This window comes from Aquimarina sp. MMG015, assembly GCF_018100855.1.
GTDB classification, from domain to species: Bacteria; Bacteroidota; Bacteroidia; order Flavobacteriales; family Flavobacteriaceae; genus Aquimarina; species Aquimarina latercula.
On record NZ_JAGJEB010000002.1, the window covers coordinates 226,587 to 241,335 of the forward strand.

Genomic DNA, 14,749 nt, shown 5'->3' on the forward strand with positions numbered 1-14,749 from the left:
ATACAAGAAACATAAACATAAAAAAAATGAAAAGTAACTTGTTGAATTTAGGATTAGTAATGACACTTTCTTTATTACTGTTTTCATGTAAAACAAATGCACAATCAAAAGATGAAAAGAAGAGAGGAAAAGAAAGACCTACTGTTGAAGAGATTTTTGAAATGATGGATAAGAATGAAGATGGAAAACTAGCAAAGGATGAAGTTAAAGGACCTTTAGAAAGAGATTTTGCGAAAATTGATTTAGATGAAGATGGGTTTATTACGAAAGAAGAATTAAAAAAAGCTCCTAAACCTGAAAGAAAAGGACCGCCGAAAAGAGAGCAATAATTTATGACTAAAAAGAATTAACTAAATCTAAGTAATGATGAATATAAAACTTATATCTAAAAAGATTATGCCTGTAGCATTATTAATTTGTGTTGTCTGCATTGTTTTTATAGCTTGTAGTGGTGATGATAATGGAACATCTACAACGGATGATGATGGTACTGTTGCCGAATTACACGCTGCTTTTGCAGAATTCGATACTGATGAGACAGATATTTATTTAGATGGATCTAATGTAGTTATTGAAACTACAGGAAGACCTAATCATACAACCTCTTATTGGGGTGAGGGTAATGCATTATATATTGAAGAGCCTGATGTTGCGTCAACACCAAGTATAATACCTAATTTTGATGCTTCTGCCACTTTAGTAGTTTCTGCTAATCCACAATTAGCGAATAACACAACAGCAACATCGTTGGGAACAATTGGAATAGCTGTGAGTGGGGCAGCGCTTTTTAATGATCAAGAAGGAAATGGTGCCCTAGATCAGGCAGCAGGATCTTTGGATTATACGGGCGGACATATAGGACCTGGAGTATATCATTATCATTTAGAACCTAGAGCATGGTCTAATGATGATGAAAATTTGATCGGGATTATATCAGATGGATTTTTTATCTATGGTAGAAAATGTAATTCTACAGGTACGTATCCTACAGATTTAGATGCTTCTGGAGGTCATACTCATATTACACAGCATTCGGAAGAAGCTGAGTATCATTATCATGTTATTAATGAATTATATTCTAATACAGGTAGTTATATAGTTTTTGCTGGACCATTTAATGGAACTCCCAATGCGGTTAATTAAATGTTTTTTTATAAGTAGTTTTTTTTCTATCTGTTTTATGGCTTGTAAAACAGATAGGAAAAATCATATTGTTGATACGGATAAAAAAATAATTAATAATATTTTGGTGCCAAAGGACTTGCTGATTTTAAATGCAATTGAAGGAAAATGGTACTATGAGCAAAAACCTTTTTCCGGTTATGCTGTAAAGTTTCATTCTAATAAAATGCTTGAAGAAAAAGTGGGTTATTATAAAGGTAAAAAAGAAGGTTTAGCTCAAAAATGGTTTTCTGATGGTTTGTTGCAAAAAGAATCATTTTATATAGCCAATCACCTTGATGGAGTTGTGAAAATTTGGTGGTCAAATGGTAATATAGCTTCAGAAGCTAATTATATAAAAGGAACTCGGAACGGAGTTCAGAAAAAATGGTTTACAAATGGTCAATTGGCTAAACAAACTAATTTGATTAATGGAAAAGAAAATGGGATGCAACAAGCTTGGTTAGAGAATGGAAAGCTATATGTTAACTACGAAGCTAAAAACGGACGTGTTTTTGGCTTAAAAAGAGCTAATTTATGTTATGAATTGGAAAATGAAATTGTACAGTTTAAAAAGTTATAGTGTTATTTTATGTTGTTTGTTTTTTAGTTGTAAACAAAAAGAAAATACTAGTAGAGTAGAAGTGTTACCATATTATCAGGATGCAAGTTTTACACCGCATTGGTTAACTCCTTATGCTAAAGAGCTTAATAGTTTTCATAAAATTCCTGATTTCTCTTTGGTGAATCAACAAGGAAAGATTGTAACTAGTGAAACCTTTGATGATAAAATATATGTAACTGATTTTTTCTTTACCACATGTCCTGGAATCTGTCCAAAAATGACTTCCAATATGTTGTTGCTACAAGAAGAGTTTAAAGATGATGAGGATGTTTTATTATTATCACATTCTGTAACCCCAGAACGAGATTCGATACCGATATTACAAGAATATGCAGAACTAAAGGGTGTTCTGAATTCTAAATGGCATTTAGTGACTGGAGATCGTGATATAATTTATGATCTAGGACGTAATTTTTATTTCGTTGAGGAGGATTTGGGAGAAACAAAAACGAAAGAGGATTTTCTTCATACCGAAAATTTTGTTTTGGTGGATAAGAAGAAGCATATACGAGGTATTTATAATGGTTTAAATAGAGCATCGATTGGTCAGCTTATTATTGACATAAATACTTTAAAATCAGAAAAAAAATTTTAAACTTTTTTACCCCAAGACCAATGATATAGAAACAAAAGAGTTAGTTGCTTTTGTATTTATAGATAGATTTTGTGTTTGAATCTGAATCCCTGTAGTCTCTATGATTGCAGGGGTTATTTTTTTTAAATATTATTTTTGATGAAATCAATAATATCAATCTGAACTAGCATTATAAAAAAAGGCTGAGTTTTACAACAACTCAGCCTTTCTAATCACCAATTATCTAATATTAACTATCGTTCATAGCAATTTTTTCCCCCTTGCTTCGGTTAACCCAATAGTTTAATTAAATAATCGGTTTATCATTTTTTTTGGTGGTATGATAATTTCTTGATTTACACTATCAAACCAATATAAATAGCTGTTAATAGTCGCACATAGTTCATTATTAGCATTAAAAAAACGATTTCTAATGGTTAATTTTTGACTGTCATTATCAATACAAATAAGTTCCAGATTTATAAAAAAATCTTGCATAAACATTAAATGTTTTCTTTGGTTTAGGGATTCTATAGATTCCTGTACATTAAGTTTTGTTTTGTTTCTTTTTTTGTCGGTATACCCTTTGTCAAATAATAAAGCAAGTAATACAGATGATGTATATGCCATGTATGCAGAGTTTTGCATTACCATATAATCATCAACATCCTCTCCTTTAACTTTAAAATTTCTTCTAAACATTTTGTTTTATTTGATATTATATTCCAGAATTCTTCATTTTGTTAAGTTTTCGTTTTTTCTTGTTTCCTACCTGAAAAGCTCTAGATATATTGAAACCAAGATGTATATCTCCTTCAAAGAAATTATCTGTAGATTCTGTGATGAAGCTTTTTTCTATCATAGTAATAGAATTGGATAGAATTATTTGAAATACGTGTCCTCCTGTTTCTATATCTACCCCAAACGCTAAAGAGTTTGTTGCGTCGATAGACTCTAACGGATTAGCAGTATAAAAGTATTCTCCGTTTATAGATATTCTTTTAGTTAGCTTTAATCTACTACCTATACCGACAGCAAAAATATCGTGTGGATCATCATTAATTTTCACAGAATTTCTATGAATATAAGTTGGGGTAATTTGTAATGAAAATGCAGGACTAAATTTTCTGGCAATTAGTATTTGTGAAACATAGGATAATTTTTGACTAAAAGTAGGCTCATTTTCTGGGTCAAAATCCTTTAATGTTCTATAAGCAATGCTTGAGAAAAGTGATGCTGTAAATGGGAATGATCCTTTACCAGTACTTTGCTTTAAGAATTTGTATTTAATAAAGCCATCATATGTTTTGTCAAAACTACTTCGACCTACTCCTAACATTATATTATCAGACAATCCATATTCAAAAGCAAAACGGATATTAGATTGATCCAATCCATATAATTCATCAATTCCAAGATTAACTCGTCCAAAACGGTGTGATATTACAAATTCTAATGTTCCTTTATTTCTATTCTCTACGGAGTGTCCATTTAGAATCCTAGTTCCTTTAAAGGTAGAAGTAGTATAGTTTTTTGTTTGTGGAGTCTCATCTTCTAAAATATCCAGTAGATCTTGTGCATATGAACTAGAACTCATAGCCCAAAGTGCAAAAACAATTAAAAAATTCTTCATATTATTTTTTATAAGGTTTGTGATCTAATTCAAATGTTATTTTTATACTTTCTGCTATATTATTAGTTACTACGGATGGTATTTCGATTTCGAAATCAGCCACCTTTATTGGGAAGTTTCCTTTTAAGAATATATTTTCTTTGTTTTTGCTAATTATACCTTTAGTTTCAATTTTTTTTGTTACTCCATGGATAGTAATATCACCAACAATTGATACAGTTTGTTCATTTTTAGTTAGTGTATTAAAATCCAAAATTTGGCCTTTAAATATTGCCTTAGGATATTTGTCAGACTCTACATAGTTTTCATTAAAATGTTCTTGCATCAACGATTTTTCGAACATAAATGATTTCATCAAAATAGATATTGCTATTGTACCTGTTGATGTATCTATAATACTTAATACCTGATTGTTTTCTGCTTTTATATCTTCTATTGGTGTGGCAGAAAAGAAAGAAGTATATCCTTGTTTTGTTAAAAATTTCCCCTGTCCAAAGGATACAGTGGAAAGTAATATTGTGAATAATGATATATATAGAGATTTCATTTCTTTTTAAGTTTATGGTTTATTCAATAATCACGCATTTAACCAATACTACATCCATTAAGTATCCTGTGCAGATGCCTTTAATATTGATATGCTGACCTATGTTTAGATTGTTTGTTTTTAAGCTTTCTTCGGAAGTGATGTAACAGGTTACATTGCCTATAGTATTCTCATTACCTAATGTAATGATGCTATTTCCGTTTTTTCCAGAAGTTATTTCTGTAATAGAACCTTGAACTTGAATAATTTGTTCTAAGTATTTAGCATTTGCTTCATTTTCATTGTTAGAAAAGCTATCTATTAATTCATTAGATTCTATCGATATATTTGGTACAGATTCTGATATATTGACGAAAGGTTTATTATATATTTTATTATAAATAAATATCCCTGTTAGAATCAGTAGTAACATGGATATGCTAAGAATGCTTTTTGTTTTACTATTCATAATATTAGGTTTAATTATTTAGAGCTCCATTTTCTATCCAACAACGGATCAATTCTATCTGATCATTGCTTAAAGAACCTCCTAATGGCATTGTCCTATTTACTACTTGCGTTCTAACTCGTTCTGAGTTGTTACTTATGTTTTCATAAGTTCTTAAATCGGGAGCTTGGTTTCCTCCATGACACCTAACGCAGTTATTTTCAATAATTGATTTAATATCAGTTGAAAAAGATATAGCCGGATCGCATAATTCTTCTGAGATAATACCAGATTCTTCTTCTACATTTCTTTCGCAAGAAAGAAAGGTGATACTTAATGTAATTATTAGTATTTTTTTGATTTTTAACAGATCATTCATTTTTTTAAAAATTTAAAATAAGAGGAAGAAAGCAAGAAGTCTTATCTCCCTCTTATAACCAACTAACTACTTAAATATTTATATGACGACATTAAGATTAAGTTTTTATAATGCTGTGGTATCTGTACTAACTACTGGCCATATACCTGGAGATGGAACGCTAATCCCGTAGTTATCTCCTCTTTCAATGTCTTGTCCGAAATAGTAAAGTGGTCTTCCTTTATAGGTTAGTTGTGATCTGCCAAATACATCGATAGTACCAAAGTCATTAGCATCTAAAATACTTGGAAGTTTGTCGATATCTATATGAAAAATTGGCCAAATTGGATCATTAGAAAAATCCTGTGCTGTATAATTGTTATCGTCTTTAGTGTCATTAACAAAAGCATAGATTGTTCTACCAGTGCTACTAGTCATGTAAAATGTAAGCTCGTCTCCAGCAACATATTCACTTGTGAAATTTTGATCATTTCCGTCACTATCTCTACCAATCAATTGAGCTTCTGCATACATTAAAGAGTAATCAGGTTTTGCGATATACCAATTGTTACCCACTTTATCTCCGTTAGTATCACCGGCTGCGTTATCATTAAAGAAATAATATAAAGGCCATCCTTTATAAGTGTTTTGTTTATCACCATCCGTTCTTGTGATTACTCCAAAATCAGCAGCATCCAAGCCATCATCTAATGTTAAATCTGCTTGATAAAATATTGGCCAAGCCGTTTTACAGTCGTTATTGCATTCTGATTGCGTTTTAGTATCTCTAGAAAAGAAATAAAGAGACATTCCGTTTGCATCCGTAAGGATATTTCCGAATTCAGGATCTGCAACCAATCTTACAGCGTTTGTATCAGGAGTGGGATCTGGTTCGATAATAGTATCATTGTCATCACTACTACAACTTGTTAATAATGATATGAAAGCGAATAATAAGAAAATTGAATTTTTCATTTTTAGATTATTTATGATTTATGATGCAAATAACCGGCAATGAAGGAGGTAGAATCAAACAAATATATGTGAGAAGGAAAAAGTAGCGTTAAAAAGGAAAAAAAAGACTTGAAATATTCAAGCCTTTTTTTTCTATATGTTTATTTAAACTTATATCATTAGTAGTGGTAGCTAGATCCTAAACAATGAAAAAAATGATCTTAGAATCATACTATGTTTACCTGTTGTCTACCTAAATTACATTGAAACGCAATAGACTTTAATCGGTAAAAAACAAGTTAAAGTTAGGCGATAGGTAGTATTGGAAAAAGAAGAAATTGTTTATTTATTTTTTAAGAAATATCGCTTAGATATTTAACCATTGTCTAAATTCAGCAGCCTTATTTTTGCTAATAATTATTTCCACATCTGCATCTTTTATCAAAATTTTAAGCTGACTGTTTCCGTATTTTATAATTTTTGCAATTGCGGTAATACTTATAATAAATTGACGATTTGCTCTAAAGAACAATGAGGTATCCAGATTCATTAGCATGTCATCTAAACTATCATTACTTGTAGATTTTTTACCGTTAAAACACACAATATATGTTATTGTGTTTTCTGTATAAATGTACGATATGTTATTTATGGGAACAGGAATCAACTCATTTCTAATGTAAGTAAGAATTCTCTTTTTACTTGATTCTTTTGTGTTTTCAGTATTAGATTCTATGTTTGAGTCTATTGATTCCTCTTCTGTGTTTTCAACTACTTTTTGTTGATAAGCAATAAGATCAGTGTTTAACTTCGACAGATTCAGTAATTCACTTTCTAGGTCTGTGTTTTTCTGCTCTAATTGTTTTTCATAATAACTTCCGATTATTCGAACGGCCATAAAAGAAGATAAAATAATTAATCCTCCCATTAGCGCGAAAATTGTATAAAAACTTGTTTTCAATTTTCTAATTTGACCACTAACCTTGTTTAAATTAACGTGTGCTGCAACAATAAGATCAGAATCTTTTACTGGCGCTATATATACAATTTCTGAGATTCTATCGATAGAGGGCAAGCTGTCAGTTTCTTTTCTTTGATTAAGTAATAGATCATAAAGTTTATCAGAACTATCTTCTTCACTTAGCGATTTAATAAGAGATTGATCAGAGTTTACTTTCTGACCAACTTTGGTTCTGTCCGGATGACATACTTCTTTTCCTGACCAATCAAATACAGAAATAAAAGAAGCTTCGTTATGTGTATTTGCAATTGTATTTTGAATATTTTCGATTACAATTTGTTTATCAATACCTCCCGATATTTGATAATGTGATAATCTAGAAATCTCGTTAGCTTCTCTTTTGCTGGATTCTAACTGGATTTCGATGAGCTGATTAGCACTTACTTTAATAAAGTATTTTACGCCAAATGATGCGATAATTAGAAATATAACTGATATAGAAATAAAAGTCAAAAAATATAATCGATCTTTTCTCATTGATTAATATCTATTTAAGATAATTAAAAGCTACAAAATGCTTAGAATTTTTTAAAAACGAAAATAACATACTTTCTTACTATCGTATTTAAAAACAACGAACAATAATAATTCATTTCAATCTCTTTTTTTCCTTTTTAATACATATTTTTCATCTTTATCATTATTTTTTTTCTGGAGTATATTAATTCTTCTTTATTTGCACTCGTAATTAACTCTAATAATAAATAAATGAAAACCAGCTTTTAATTAATGAACAGAAAAAATAAAATAACGATATTTCTTCTTAGTCTTCTATTAATAGCAGGGGCATACTTTTATATTGAGTACTATAATACATCACATATTGATATCAATAATGCATCTACAGAAATAAGTACGGATTCCCAAAAATTAACGGCATCGTTTATAAATAATGAAAATGACGCTAATTTAATTTATAAGAATAAAATTGTAGAAGTAGTTGGAGTTGTAAAAGAAGTTACTTTTTTAAATAATAGGAATACTATTATTTTAGAAGGTGAGAATAAAAATTCTAGTGTTTTATGTGATATGCAGTCTGATCAATTGAGGATAGTAAAAAGTCTTAAAAAAGGTCAAAAAATAGAATTAAAAGGGATTTGTAAAGGCTTTCTAAAAGATGTTATTTTATTAAATTGTATGCTTATTAACCAATAAACCAATGAATAAAGTTATTGTTTTACTTTTTCTTGTTACCAACATTGGATCTTCTGATATTAAATCAGATCAGATTATCACACGGCAGGGGCAAGTTTCATTTTTTTCATACACTTCTGTAGAAAATATAGAGGCTAAAAATAATCAAGTTTTAAGTATAATAGACCTTTCAAAAAATGAAATCGCGATTAGTATGCTTATGAATGCATTTGTATTTAAAAAGTCATTAATGCACGAACATTTTAATGAAAGTTATATTGAATCGGACTTATACCCTAAAGCTACTTTTAAAGGACAAATATTGGATTTCGATCCACTATTAGAAGGTGTTCAGACCAAATTTGTAAAAGGAACACTTACGATACGGGATATAGCTAAAGAGGTTGAGATTAAAACCAGTATTGAAAATATCGATGGGAAACATGTCATAACAGGAGATTTTGAAGTAGTTGTGAAGGATTTTGAAATTAAAATTCCACCTATTCTTAGACCCAATATCGCAGAAGTTATATCAATTAAATTTAGATTTGAATATCAACCATATGAGAAATAATAAGTTTTTTCTTTTATTCATAGTTATGCTAATTGGATTTGGTATTTCTATAAACGCTCAGGATTTATTGGAAACTTTAGAAAAAGAATATCCAGATATTCCTCAGTATGAAATTGCTACTTTTAAATCTACAAGAATTGCGATAGGCCATTCTATAGAGAATAGGAAAGAAGGTGTATTGCAAGTTATGGCAATGAATAGGTATTGGAATATACCTAATTATCAAGGGCAGAGTTTTATAGCTGATAAATGGAGTGCAAGAATTGCTCTAGAATATGGGATTTCTAATAGATTGAGTACAGGAATAGGTTGGACCACTTTAGAAGATGTGTATGATGGTTTTTTGAAATATAATTTATTACGTCAACGTAAAAAATCTAAAAACTCATTTGTTAGTGTTACTCTTTTTCAAAATGCCTCATATAGAAGTGAGAGTGAGGGTAGGTCTGCAATTTATGGTGGTTTCGAGGATACATCTTTTAGCGATCGTTTAGCTTTTACTACTCAAGTGTTAATAGCTCGTAAATTTACTCCTCAATTTTCTGCACAGATTTCTCCAACATTTATTCATAGAGGTTCTTCTTTATCAGATGAAGATCCTAATAATCATTTCGCTATTGGTATTGGAGGGCGATATAAAGTAGGTGGTCATGTATCTATTGTATCCGAGTATTATTATGTTGCAAATCCTATAAAATCTGTAGACACTTATGGAGCCTTTGCGCTAGGAGTAAACTGGGAGTTAAGTGATTTAATGCTACAATTTCACATGACTAATGCTTGGAGTACTGTAGAAGATGTATTTATAACACAGACGCCTAATAATTTTAATTTACAGGATGGTAATTTTACTTTTGGTTTTACGGCGACTTTTGCACTGCATCTAAAGCAAAAACAACCTTAACATTATAATACATAAAAAAAGAGACTCAACACAATTTGTTAAGCCTCTTTTTTATTACTGCGGAAATACCTTTTGTTATTTCTTTTCGGCTTTATCTGCAATAATTCTATTCTCTCGGTTCGCCAATTCCCATGCTGTATGAAAAACTAGTCTAGTTCTGTTTTCTAGTAAATCATATTCAATTTTATCAGGGGTGTCACTTGGTTGGTGATAATCATCATGAGTACCATTAAAATAAAATATTACTGGGATGTTATTTTTTGCAAAATTATAATGATCAGATCTGTAATAGAAACGATTAGGGTCGTTCTCATCATTATAAGTGTAATCCAATTCTACATTTGTATATTTTGTATTTACTTCTTCAGAAATATTATGAAGTTCCGTACTTAGCTTATCACTTCCTATTAAATATACATAATTTCTATTTTCACTTTTACGTTTTGGATCTATTCGACCGATCATATCGATGTTTAAATCTGCAACTGTGTTTTCTAATGGAAAAATTGGATCTTTATCAGTGTAATAGCGAGATCCCAAAAGACCTTTTTCTTCTCCAGTAACGTTTAGAAATAAGATTGACCTTTTCGGACCATTACCATCTTTTACAGCTTTGGAAAAAGCTTCTGCAATTTCTACCACCGCAACGGTTCCTGATCCATCATCGTCAGCACCATTGTATACTTTTCCGTCTTTTACTCCTTCGTGATCTAAATGTGCAGATATTACTATAACCTCATCAGGTTTCTCGGATCCTTTGATAAATGCAGCTACATTTTCTGAAGTTATCTTCTCAGAAACATTTTTGTAATCCATAGAGATTTTTGTTTTAATGATACTAGATGTATCATTAGTAGCAATATCGCTAAGAACTGATTTTGCTAAATCTTCATTGAGAAGTAAAAAGTAAGGATCTTCTTCATTGCCAGCGAGTGACATTCTACCCGAGGAGTTAGCAAATTGTGCAACTGCTAACTGATACACTTCTGGGAAATAAAATAAAATAGCTTTAGCTCCTTGATCTATTGCCGCGGTACGTTTAGCGGCAAACTGTTGTCTAATATTAGACCATTTAGACGCTTCTGATGTTCCAGTAACCATAAAAGTTCCATCTTCGTTTTTAGGTTCTCCTGATTTAATCAGAACAATTTTATCTTTAACATCAACATCAGAATAACTAGAATACTTTTCATCATCGATTCCAAATCCAACGTAAACAATTTCATTGATAGAAATTTTATCTGTCTTTCCTGCACTTAAAGATATAAAATCTTCGATGTATGTAAATGACTTGTCGTTAACAGTTAGCTTGATTTCAGGGTTACCTGCAACTTCAAGAGGTACTTCCTGAAAATAGTTACCATCGCTTTTAGCAGCAGGGACACCATACTTTATATAGTGCTCTTTTAGGAAGTTAATAGCCATTTTTTGACCAGGCTTACCAGTTTCCCTTCCTTGAAACTCATCCGATGCATATGTATATAATGCAGTTTTTAAATCTTCGGAGGTAATTGTATTGGCATATGTTACCGGATCATTAAGAACTTTTTTTGTCTCTGCCGATTTTGTTGTTGTTGTTTTGGTAGTACCACAAGCTGCAATAAGAGCTGTAATAGCCAAAACAGAAAATACTTTTTTCATAAAGATGTGTGAATATTAATTTTTTTTTTGATTGAGCCAAAAATACAAGAATTTATATATGATTTTATTAAGTGGCTGAAAAAATAGAATTGATCAAATCGTTTATGGCGTTTTAATTCTAGATTAAGTGGATAGATGTTAGTATAGATAGATCAAATTATATTTGTAATTTCGTTTTATACATTTAATTAAATGATTAAAAAATGTCTACTACCAACCAATGTAAAAATTGTGAACAATCCTTTGATGAGTCGTTTGATTATTGTCCATATTGTGGGCAAGAGGCAGCTGATAAATTGACTTTTGGAGTTTTATTTAGTAATACTATTGGGAATTATTTTGCGGTAGATGCTCGTTTCTTTAAAAGTTTCGTCCCATTAATGACTAAGCCTGGTATACTGGCAAGACGTTTTGTAGATGGGAAACGCCTTTCATACCTGCATCCCGCTCAATTTTATTTATTTATATCAGTTGTATTCTTTTTCATTTTTTCATTTACTGTAAGGAAAGCCGATAATACCCTTAATAAAAAGTTCAAGAAAGAATTTAGTAAAGATATCAAGTTAGATTCTTTAGATTTTAAAAAAGATTCAATTGGTATCGAAATTGCTAAAAAAGCAATAACTGAAAACGCTGCACTTGCTAATATAGCAAGTGAGGATATTAAAATTATAGATTCTGTGATTTCTGCGGAACAAAAAAATCCAAAGCTCTCGTTTAATTTTAAACGCCAACAGTTAGATTCATTGATAACTATTGGTGCTCCCCAAAGTGAGAAACTCAAGATTATGGGGGTTGATGAAAATGATGGAGCAATTACTAAAAAATTTTTTACTCAAATATTGAAGTTTTATGAGCAACAGGGTGGAGGAATATTAAAAACTTTTTATGATACGATTCCTATTACAATGTTCTTAATGCTACCACTATTCGCTTTTTTGTTAAAAATATTCTTTTGGACAAAAGGAACCTTTGCACATCATATGGTATTTAGTTTTTATTTTTTCACATTTGTTTTTACATCATTTTGTTTTCTGATTTTTGTTAATTTACTTGTAGATATCCCTATATGGGTACAAGTTTTATTCTTTTTATCTTTCATTATTTATTTGATTCTAGCGTTTAGGAACTTTTATAAAGGTAGTTGGATAGGAGCCGTTTTTAAAGGTTTTGTAGTAAGTTATGTGTATATGATGATTATTGTACCGCTAGCTTTTACGGGTATTATTTTGGTGTCTATATTTTTATATTAAAGATTAAATTTTCTTGTTAACGAAGAAGTAAATTTTAAAAGAAGTAATGATGAAATTGAATATAAATAATACATTTTCTGAAGAATTGCCTTCGGACCCGATACTTGAAAACTCTCGTAGACAGGTTAGAAATGCTTGCTTCTCTTATGTTACTCCAAGAAAAACAAGTAATCCAACAATTTTGCATGTTTCTGATGAAGTAATACAAGATTTAGGCTTAAGTCAAGATGATGTTAAATCCGAAGAGTTTTTACAGATAATGACCGGTAATAAGGTGATGAAAAACACAAAACCTTATGCAATGCATTATGGAGGTCATCAATTCGGAAACTGGGCTGGACAATTGGGAGATGGACGTGCTATTAACTTATTGGAAGTTGTACATAATTCCAAGCGTTGGGCAGTTCAATTAAAAGGAGCAGGAGAGACGCCTTATTCTCGTAATGCTGATGGTTTAGCAGTTCTTCGTTCTTCGATACGCGAATATTTATGTAGTGAGGCCATGTATCATTTAAGAGTTCCTACAACTAGAGCTTTGTCTTTGGCTATTACCGGTGATCAAGTATTAAGGGATATATTATATAATGGTAATGCAGCATATGAAAAAGGAGCAGTTGTATCGAGAGTTGCACCTTCTTTCATTCGGTTTGGTAATTTTGAAGTATTAGCCGCTCATGGAGATCATACAACGTTGAAATTATTAACAGATTATACCATCAAATACTTTTATCCCGAGATAACAAACACAGGTAAGGAGGCCTATATTTCATTCTTTAAATTAGTTAGTGAAAAAAGTTTGAAGATGGTTATAGATTGGCAGCGAGTAGGTTTTGTTCATGGAGTTATGAATACTGATAATATGTCTATTCTTGGTGCAACAATAGATTATGGACCTTATGGATGGTTAGAAGTATATGATCATGGATGGACTCCTAATACTACAGATAGTCAGTTTAAACGTTATAGATATGGTACACAACCAGAAATTGTTCTATGGAATCTTTATCAATTAGCGAATGCGTTGTTCCCGTTAATTGAAGAAGCAGATCCATTAGAAAATATTTTGGACGCTTATCAAAATTCTTATAAGAATGAATATATCGATATGATGACATCTAAAATAGGATTGTTTACTAAGCAATCCGAAGATCAGCATATTATAGAACAATTAGAAGAATTACTTCAGGTTGTAGAAACTGATATGACTATTTTTTTTAGAAATTTAAGTACTTATAAAAAAGGAAGTTATAATCAATGGATGCAAATAGTTTCGGAAGCATTTTATACACTTAGTGATGTAAAGGAGGATGTTCTACAACGTTGGAATGATTGGTTTTTAATGTATGATAATAGATTGAATGTAGAGGTTTTAAGTGATGAGCAACGCAAAGAAAAAATGGATACTATTAATCCTAAGTATGTATTACGTAATTATATGGCTCAGTTAGCTATAGACGACGCTGATAAAGGTGATTATATGTTAATCGATGAATTGTATAAAATGCTTAAAAAACCCTATAGTGAACAACCTGAATACGATAAATGGTTTGCTAAACGTCCCGATTGGGCAAGAGATAAGGTAGGTTGTTCTATGCTATCTTGTAGTTCCTAATAATAAATATTAGTGAAATTTATGTTAGATGTAATAAATAATATTAAAGAAGGATATTCCGAAGGGATTTATAACAATGTTAAGTATAGCATAACCAAAGAAGTTTTTAATAACGGAAAGTCTTTTAAAATATATGCAAAAGAACTACAAGGAAATGATTTCATAAGTTTAAATTATTACATCACTTCTACTTCCGAATTATTAAAACCTTGCGAAATGCCAAAACAAAAGGTTATTAATTTTTTGAATAATGTATCTTTAGTTTAATGATTTTTTTAAAATTTAAATAATTGATTTTAAATAACTTATATTATTAAGCTTATTGTTTTAG

Annotated in this window: 18 protein-coding genes; 10 read left to right on the forward strand and 8 right to left on the reverse strand. The window is 30.4% G+C overall.

Features of this window, described 5'->3' with window-relative positions:
• The first annotated feature begins 26 nt into the window (after positions 1 to 26).
• From J8L88_RS04310 to J8L88_RS04325, 4 genes are read left to right on the forward strand one after another with little or no spacing between them, the layout of a single operon-like run.
• The gene (locus tag J8L88_RS04310) at positions 27 to 329 is read left to right on the forward strand and encodes an EF-hand domain-containing protein (protein ID WP_211060046.1); all 303 of its coding nucleotides are present in this window, start codon (positions 27 to 29) and stop codon (positions 327 to 329) included.
• 34 nt (positions 330 to 363) lie between these two features.
• Positions 364 to 1,143 (forward strand): YHYH protein, encoded by a 780-nt coding sequence (locus J8L88_RS04315; RefSeq protein WP_371813617.1) that lies wholly within the window; start codon positions 364 to 366, stop codon positions 1,141 to 1,143.
• Between the two features lie 37 nt (positions 1,144 to 1,180).
• A complete protein-coding gene (locus J8L88_RS04320) occupies positions 1,181 to 1,744 on the forward strand; it encodes a toxin-antitoxin system YwqK family antitoxin (RefSeq protein ID WP_051335938.1) in 564 nt (187 codons plus the stop codon).
• Complete coding sequence (locus J8L88_RS04325; RefSeq protein ID WP_211060047.1) at positions 1,716 to 2,381, forward strand: SCO family protein; 666 nt, start codon at positions 1,716 to 1,718, stop codon at positions 2,379 to 2,381. The genes J8L88_RS04320 and J8L88_RS04325 overlap by 29 nt, the downstream gene beginning before the upstream one ends.
• A 282-nt stretch (positions 2,382 to 2,663) precedes the next feature.
• Here the strand turns inward: J8L88_RS04325 and J8L88_RS04330 are convergent, their stop codons facing one another.
• From J8L88_RS04330 to J8L88_RS04360, 7 genes are all read right to left on the reverse strand, one after another.
• A complete protein-coding gene (locus J8L88_RS04330) occupies positions 2,664 to 3,062 on the reverse strand; it encodes a hypothetical protein (protein ID WP_211060048.1) in 399 nt (132 codons plus the stop codon).
• 16 nt (positions 3,063 to 3,078) lie between these two features.
• Positions 3,079 to 3,993 (reverse strand): DUF5777 family beta-barrel protein, encoded by a 915-nt coding sequence (locus J8L88_RS04335; protein ID WP_211060049.1) that lies wholly within the window; start codon positions 3,991 to 3,993, stop codon positions 3,079 to 3,081.
• Position 3,994: 1 nt separating this feature from the next.
• Positions 3,995 to 4,540, reverse strand: coding sequence for a YceI family protein (locus J8L88_RS04340; protein WP_211060050.1), 546 nt, complete (start codon positions 4,538 to 4,540; stop codon positions 3,995 to 3,997).
• Between the two features lie 19 nt (positions 4,541 to 4,559).
• Positions 4,560 to 4,988: a hypothetical protein gene (locus J8L88_RS04345; RefSeq protein ID WP_027391557.1), complete on the reverse strand. Its 429-nt coding sequence runs from the start codon at positions 4,986 to 4,988 to the stop codon at positions 4,560 to 4,562.
• 10 nt (positions 4,989 to 4,998) lie between these two features.
• Complete coding sequence (locus tag J8L88_RS04350; RefSeq protein ID WP_027391556.1) at positions 4,999 to 5,346, reverse strand: cytochrome c; 348 nt, start codon at positions 5,344 to 5,346, stop codon at positions 4,999 to 5,001.
• Positions 5,347 to 5,451: 105 nt separating this feature from the next.
• Positions 5,452 to 6,300 carry a hypothetical protein gene (locus J8L88_RS04355; protein WP_211060051.1) on the reverse strand — a complete coding sequence of 283 codons (849 nt, stop codon included), beginning with the start codon at positions 6,298 to 6,300 and terminating at the stop codon, positions 5,452 to 5,454.
• Between the two features lie 346 nt (positions 6,301 to 6,646).
• Positions 6,647 to 7,777: a LytTR family DNA-binding domain-containing protein gene (locus J8L88_RS04360; RefSeq protein ID WP_211060052.1), complete on the reverse strand. Its 1,131-nt coding sequence runs from the start codon at positions 7,775 to 7,777 to the stop codon at positions 6,647 to 6,649.
• Positions 7,778 to 8,029: 252 nt separating this feature from the next.
• On the opposite strand from J8L88_RS04360, the gene J8L88_RS04365 reads away from it, so the two are divergent.
• From J8L88_RS04365 to J8L88_RS04375, 3 genes are read left to right on the forward strand one after another with little or no spacing between them, the layout of a single operon-like run.
• Entirely contained in the window at positions 8,030 to 8,455 is a 426-nt protein-coding gene (locus tag J8L88_RS04365; RefSeq protein WP_211060053.1) for a hypothetical protein, read from the forward strand.
• Between the two features lie 4 nt (positions 8,456 to 8,459).
• Positions 8,460 to 9,008 (forward strand): YceI family protein, encoded by a 549-nt coding sequence (locus J8L88_RS04370; protein WP_027391552.1) that lies wholly within the window; start codon positions 8,460 to 8,462, stop codon positions 9,006 to 9,008.
• Positions 8,998 to 9,912 (forward strand): DUF5777 family beta-barrel protein, encoded by a 915-nt coding sequence (locus J8L88_RS04375; protein WP_211060054.1) that lies wholly within the window; start codon positions 8,998 to 9,000, stop codon positions 9,910 to 9,912. Before J8L88_RS04370 ends, J8L88_RS04375 begins: the two co-directional genes overlap by 11 nt.
• Before the next feature lie 75 nt (positions 9,913 to 9,987).
• Here the strand turns inward: J8L88_RS04375 and J8L88_RS04380 are convergent, their stop codons facing one another.
• Complete coding sequence (locus tag J8L88_RS04380; RefSeq protein WP_211060055.1) at positions 9,988 to 11,553, reverse strand: M28 family metallopeptidase; 1,566 nt, start codon at positions 11,551 to 11,553, stop codon at positions 9,988 to 9,990.
• A gap of 203 nt (positions 11,554 to 11,756) precedes the next feature.
• Here J8L88_RS04380 and J8L88_RS04385 point away from each other — a divergent pair, with 203 nt between their 5' ends.
• Genes J8L88_RS04385 through J8L88_RS04395 form a run of 3 tightly spaced genes read left to right on the forward strand, consistent with a single transcriptional unit; the run spans position 11,757 to position 14,685 of the window.
• Positions 11,757 to 12,806, forward strand: a complete 1,050-nt coding sequence (locus J8L88_RS04385; RefSeq protein ID WP_211060056.1) for a DUF3667 domain-containing protein — start codon at positions 11,757 to 11,759, stop codon at positions 12,804 to 12,806.
• A gap of 49 nt (positions 12,807 to 12,855) precedes the next feature.
• Complete coding sequence (locus tag J8L88_RS04390) at positions 12,856 to 14,418, forward strand: YdiU family protein (protein WP_211060057.1); 1,563 nt, start codon at positions 12,856 to 12,858, stop codon at positions 14,416 to 14,418.
• A gap of 21 nt (positions 14,419 to 14,439) precedes the next feature.
• Positions 14,440 to 14,685 carry a hypothetical protein gene (locus tag J8L88_RS04395; RefSeq protein ID WP_027391547.1) on the forward strand — a complete coding sequence of 82 codons (246 nt, stop codon included), beginning with the start codon at positions 14,440 to 14,442 and terminating at the stop codon, positions 14,683 to 14,685.
• The last annotated feature ends 64 nt before the right edge of the window (positions 14,686 to 14,749 follow it).

What these genes read in the sequence shown, in the direction of transcription:
- J8L88_RS04310 (WP_211060046.1), top strand. Translation starts at nt 27, where the DNA reads ATGAAAAGTAACTTGTTGAATTTAGGATTAGTAATGACACTTTCTTTA.
- J8L88_RS04315 (WP_371813617.1), top strand. Translation starts at nt 364, where the DNA reads ATGATGAATATAAAACTTATATCTAAAAAGATTATGCCTGTAGCATTA.
- J8L88_RS04320 (WP_051335938.1), top strand. Translation starts at nt 1,181, where the DNA reads ATGGCTTGTAAAACAGATAGGAAAAATCATATTGTTGATACGGATAAA.
- J8L88_RS04325 (WP_211060047.1), top strand. Translation starts at nt 1,716, where the DNA reads ATGAAATTGTACAGTTTAAAAAGTTATAGTGTTATTTTATGTTGTTTG.
- J8L88_RS04330 (WP_211060048.1), bottom strand. Translation starts at nt 3,062, where the DNA reads ATGTTTAGAAGAAATTTTAAAGTTAAAGGAGAGGATGTTGATGATTAT.
- J8L88_RS04335 (WP_211060049.1), bottom strand. Translation starts at nt 3,993, where the DNA reads ATGAAGAATTTTTTAATTGTTTTTGCACTTTGGGCTATGAGTTCTAGT.
- J8L88_RS04340 (WP_211060050.1), bottom strand. Translation starts at nt 4,540, where the DNA reads ATGAAATCTCTATATATATCATTATTCACAATATTACTTTCCACTGTA.
- J8L88_RS04345 (WP_027391557.1), bottom strand. Translation starts at nt 4,988, where the DNA reads ATGAATAGTAAAACAAAAAGCATTCTTAGCATATCCATGTTACTACTG.
- J8L88_RS04350 (WP_027391556.1), bottom strand. Translation starts at nt 5,346, where the DNA reads ATGAATGATCTGTTAAAAATCAAAAAAATACTAATAATTACATTAAGT.
- J8L88_RS04355 (WP_211060051.1), bottom strand. Translation starts at nt 6,300, where the DNA reads ATGAAAAATTCAATTTTCTTATTATTCGCTTTCATATCATTATTAACA.
- J8L88_RS04360 (WP_211060052.1), bottom strand. Translation starts at nt 7,777, where the DNA reads ATGAGAAAAGATCGATTATATTTTTTGACTTTTATTTCTATATCAGTT.
- J8L88_RS04365 (WP_211060053.1), top strand. Translation starts at nt 8,030, where the DNA reads ATGAACAGAAAAAATAAAATAACGATATTTCTTCTTAGTCTTCTATTA.
- J8L88_RS04370 (WP_027391552.1), top strand. Translation starts at nt 8,460, where the DNA reads ATGAATAAAGTTATTGTTTTACTTTTTCTTGTTACCAACATTGGATCT.
- J8L88_RS04375 (WP_211060054.1), top strand. Translation starts at nt 8,998, where the DNA reads ATGAGAAATAATAAGTTTTTTCTTTTATTCATAGTTATGCTAATTGGA.
- J8L88_RS04380 (WP_211060055.1), bottom strand. Translation starts at nt 11,553, where the DNA reads ATGAAAAAAGTATTTTCTGTTTTGGCTATTACAGCTCTTATTGCAGCT.
- J8L88_RS04385 (WP_211060056.1), top strand. Translation starts at nt 11,757, where the DNA reads ATGTCTACTACCAACCAATGTAAAAATTGTGAACAATCCTTTGATGAG.
- J8L88_RS04390 (WP_211060057.1), top strand. Translation starts at nt 12,856, where the DNA reads ATGAAATTGAATATAAATAATACATTTTCTGAAGAATTGCCTTCGGAC.
- J8L88_RS04395 (WP_027391547.1), top strand. Translation starts at nt 14,440, where the DNA reads ATGTTAGATGTAATAAATAATATTAAAGAAGGATATTCCGAAGGGATT.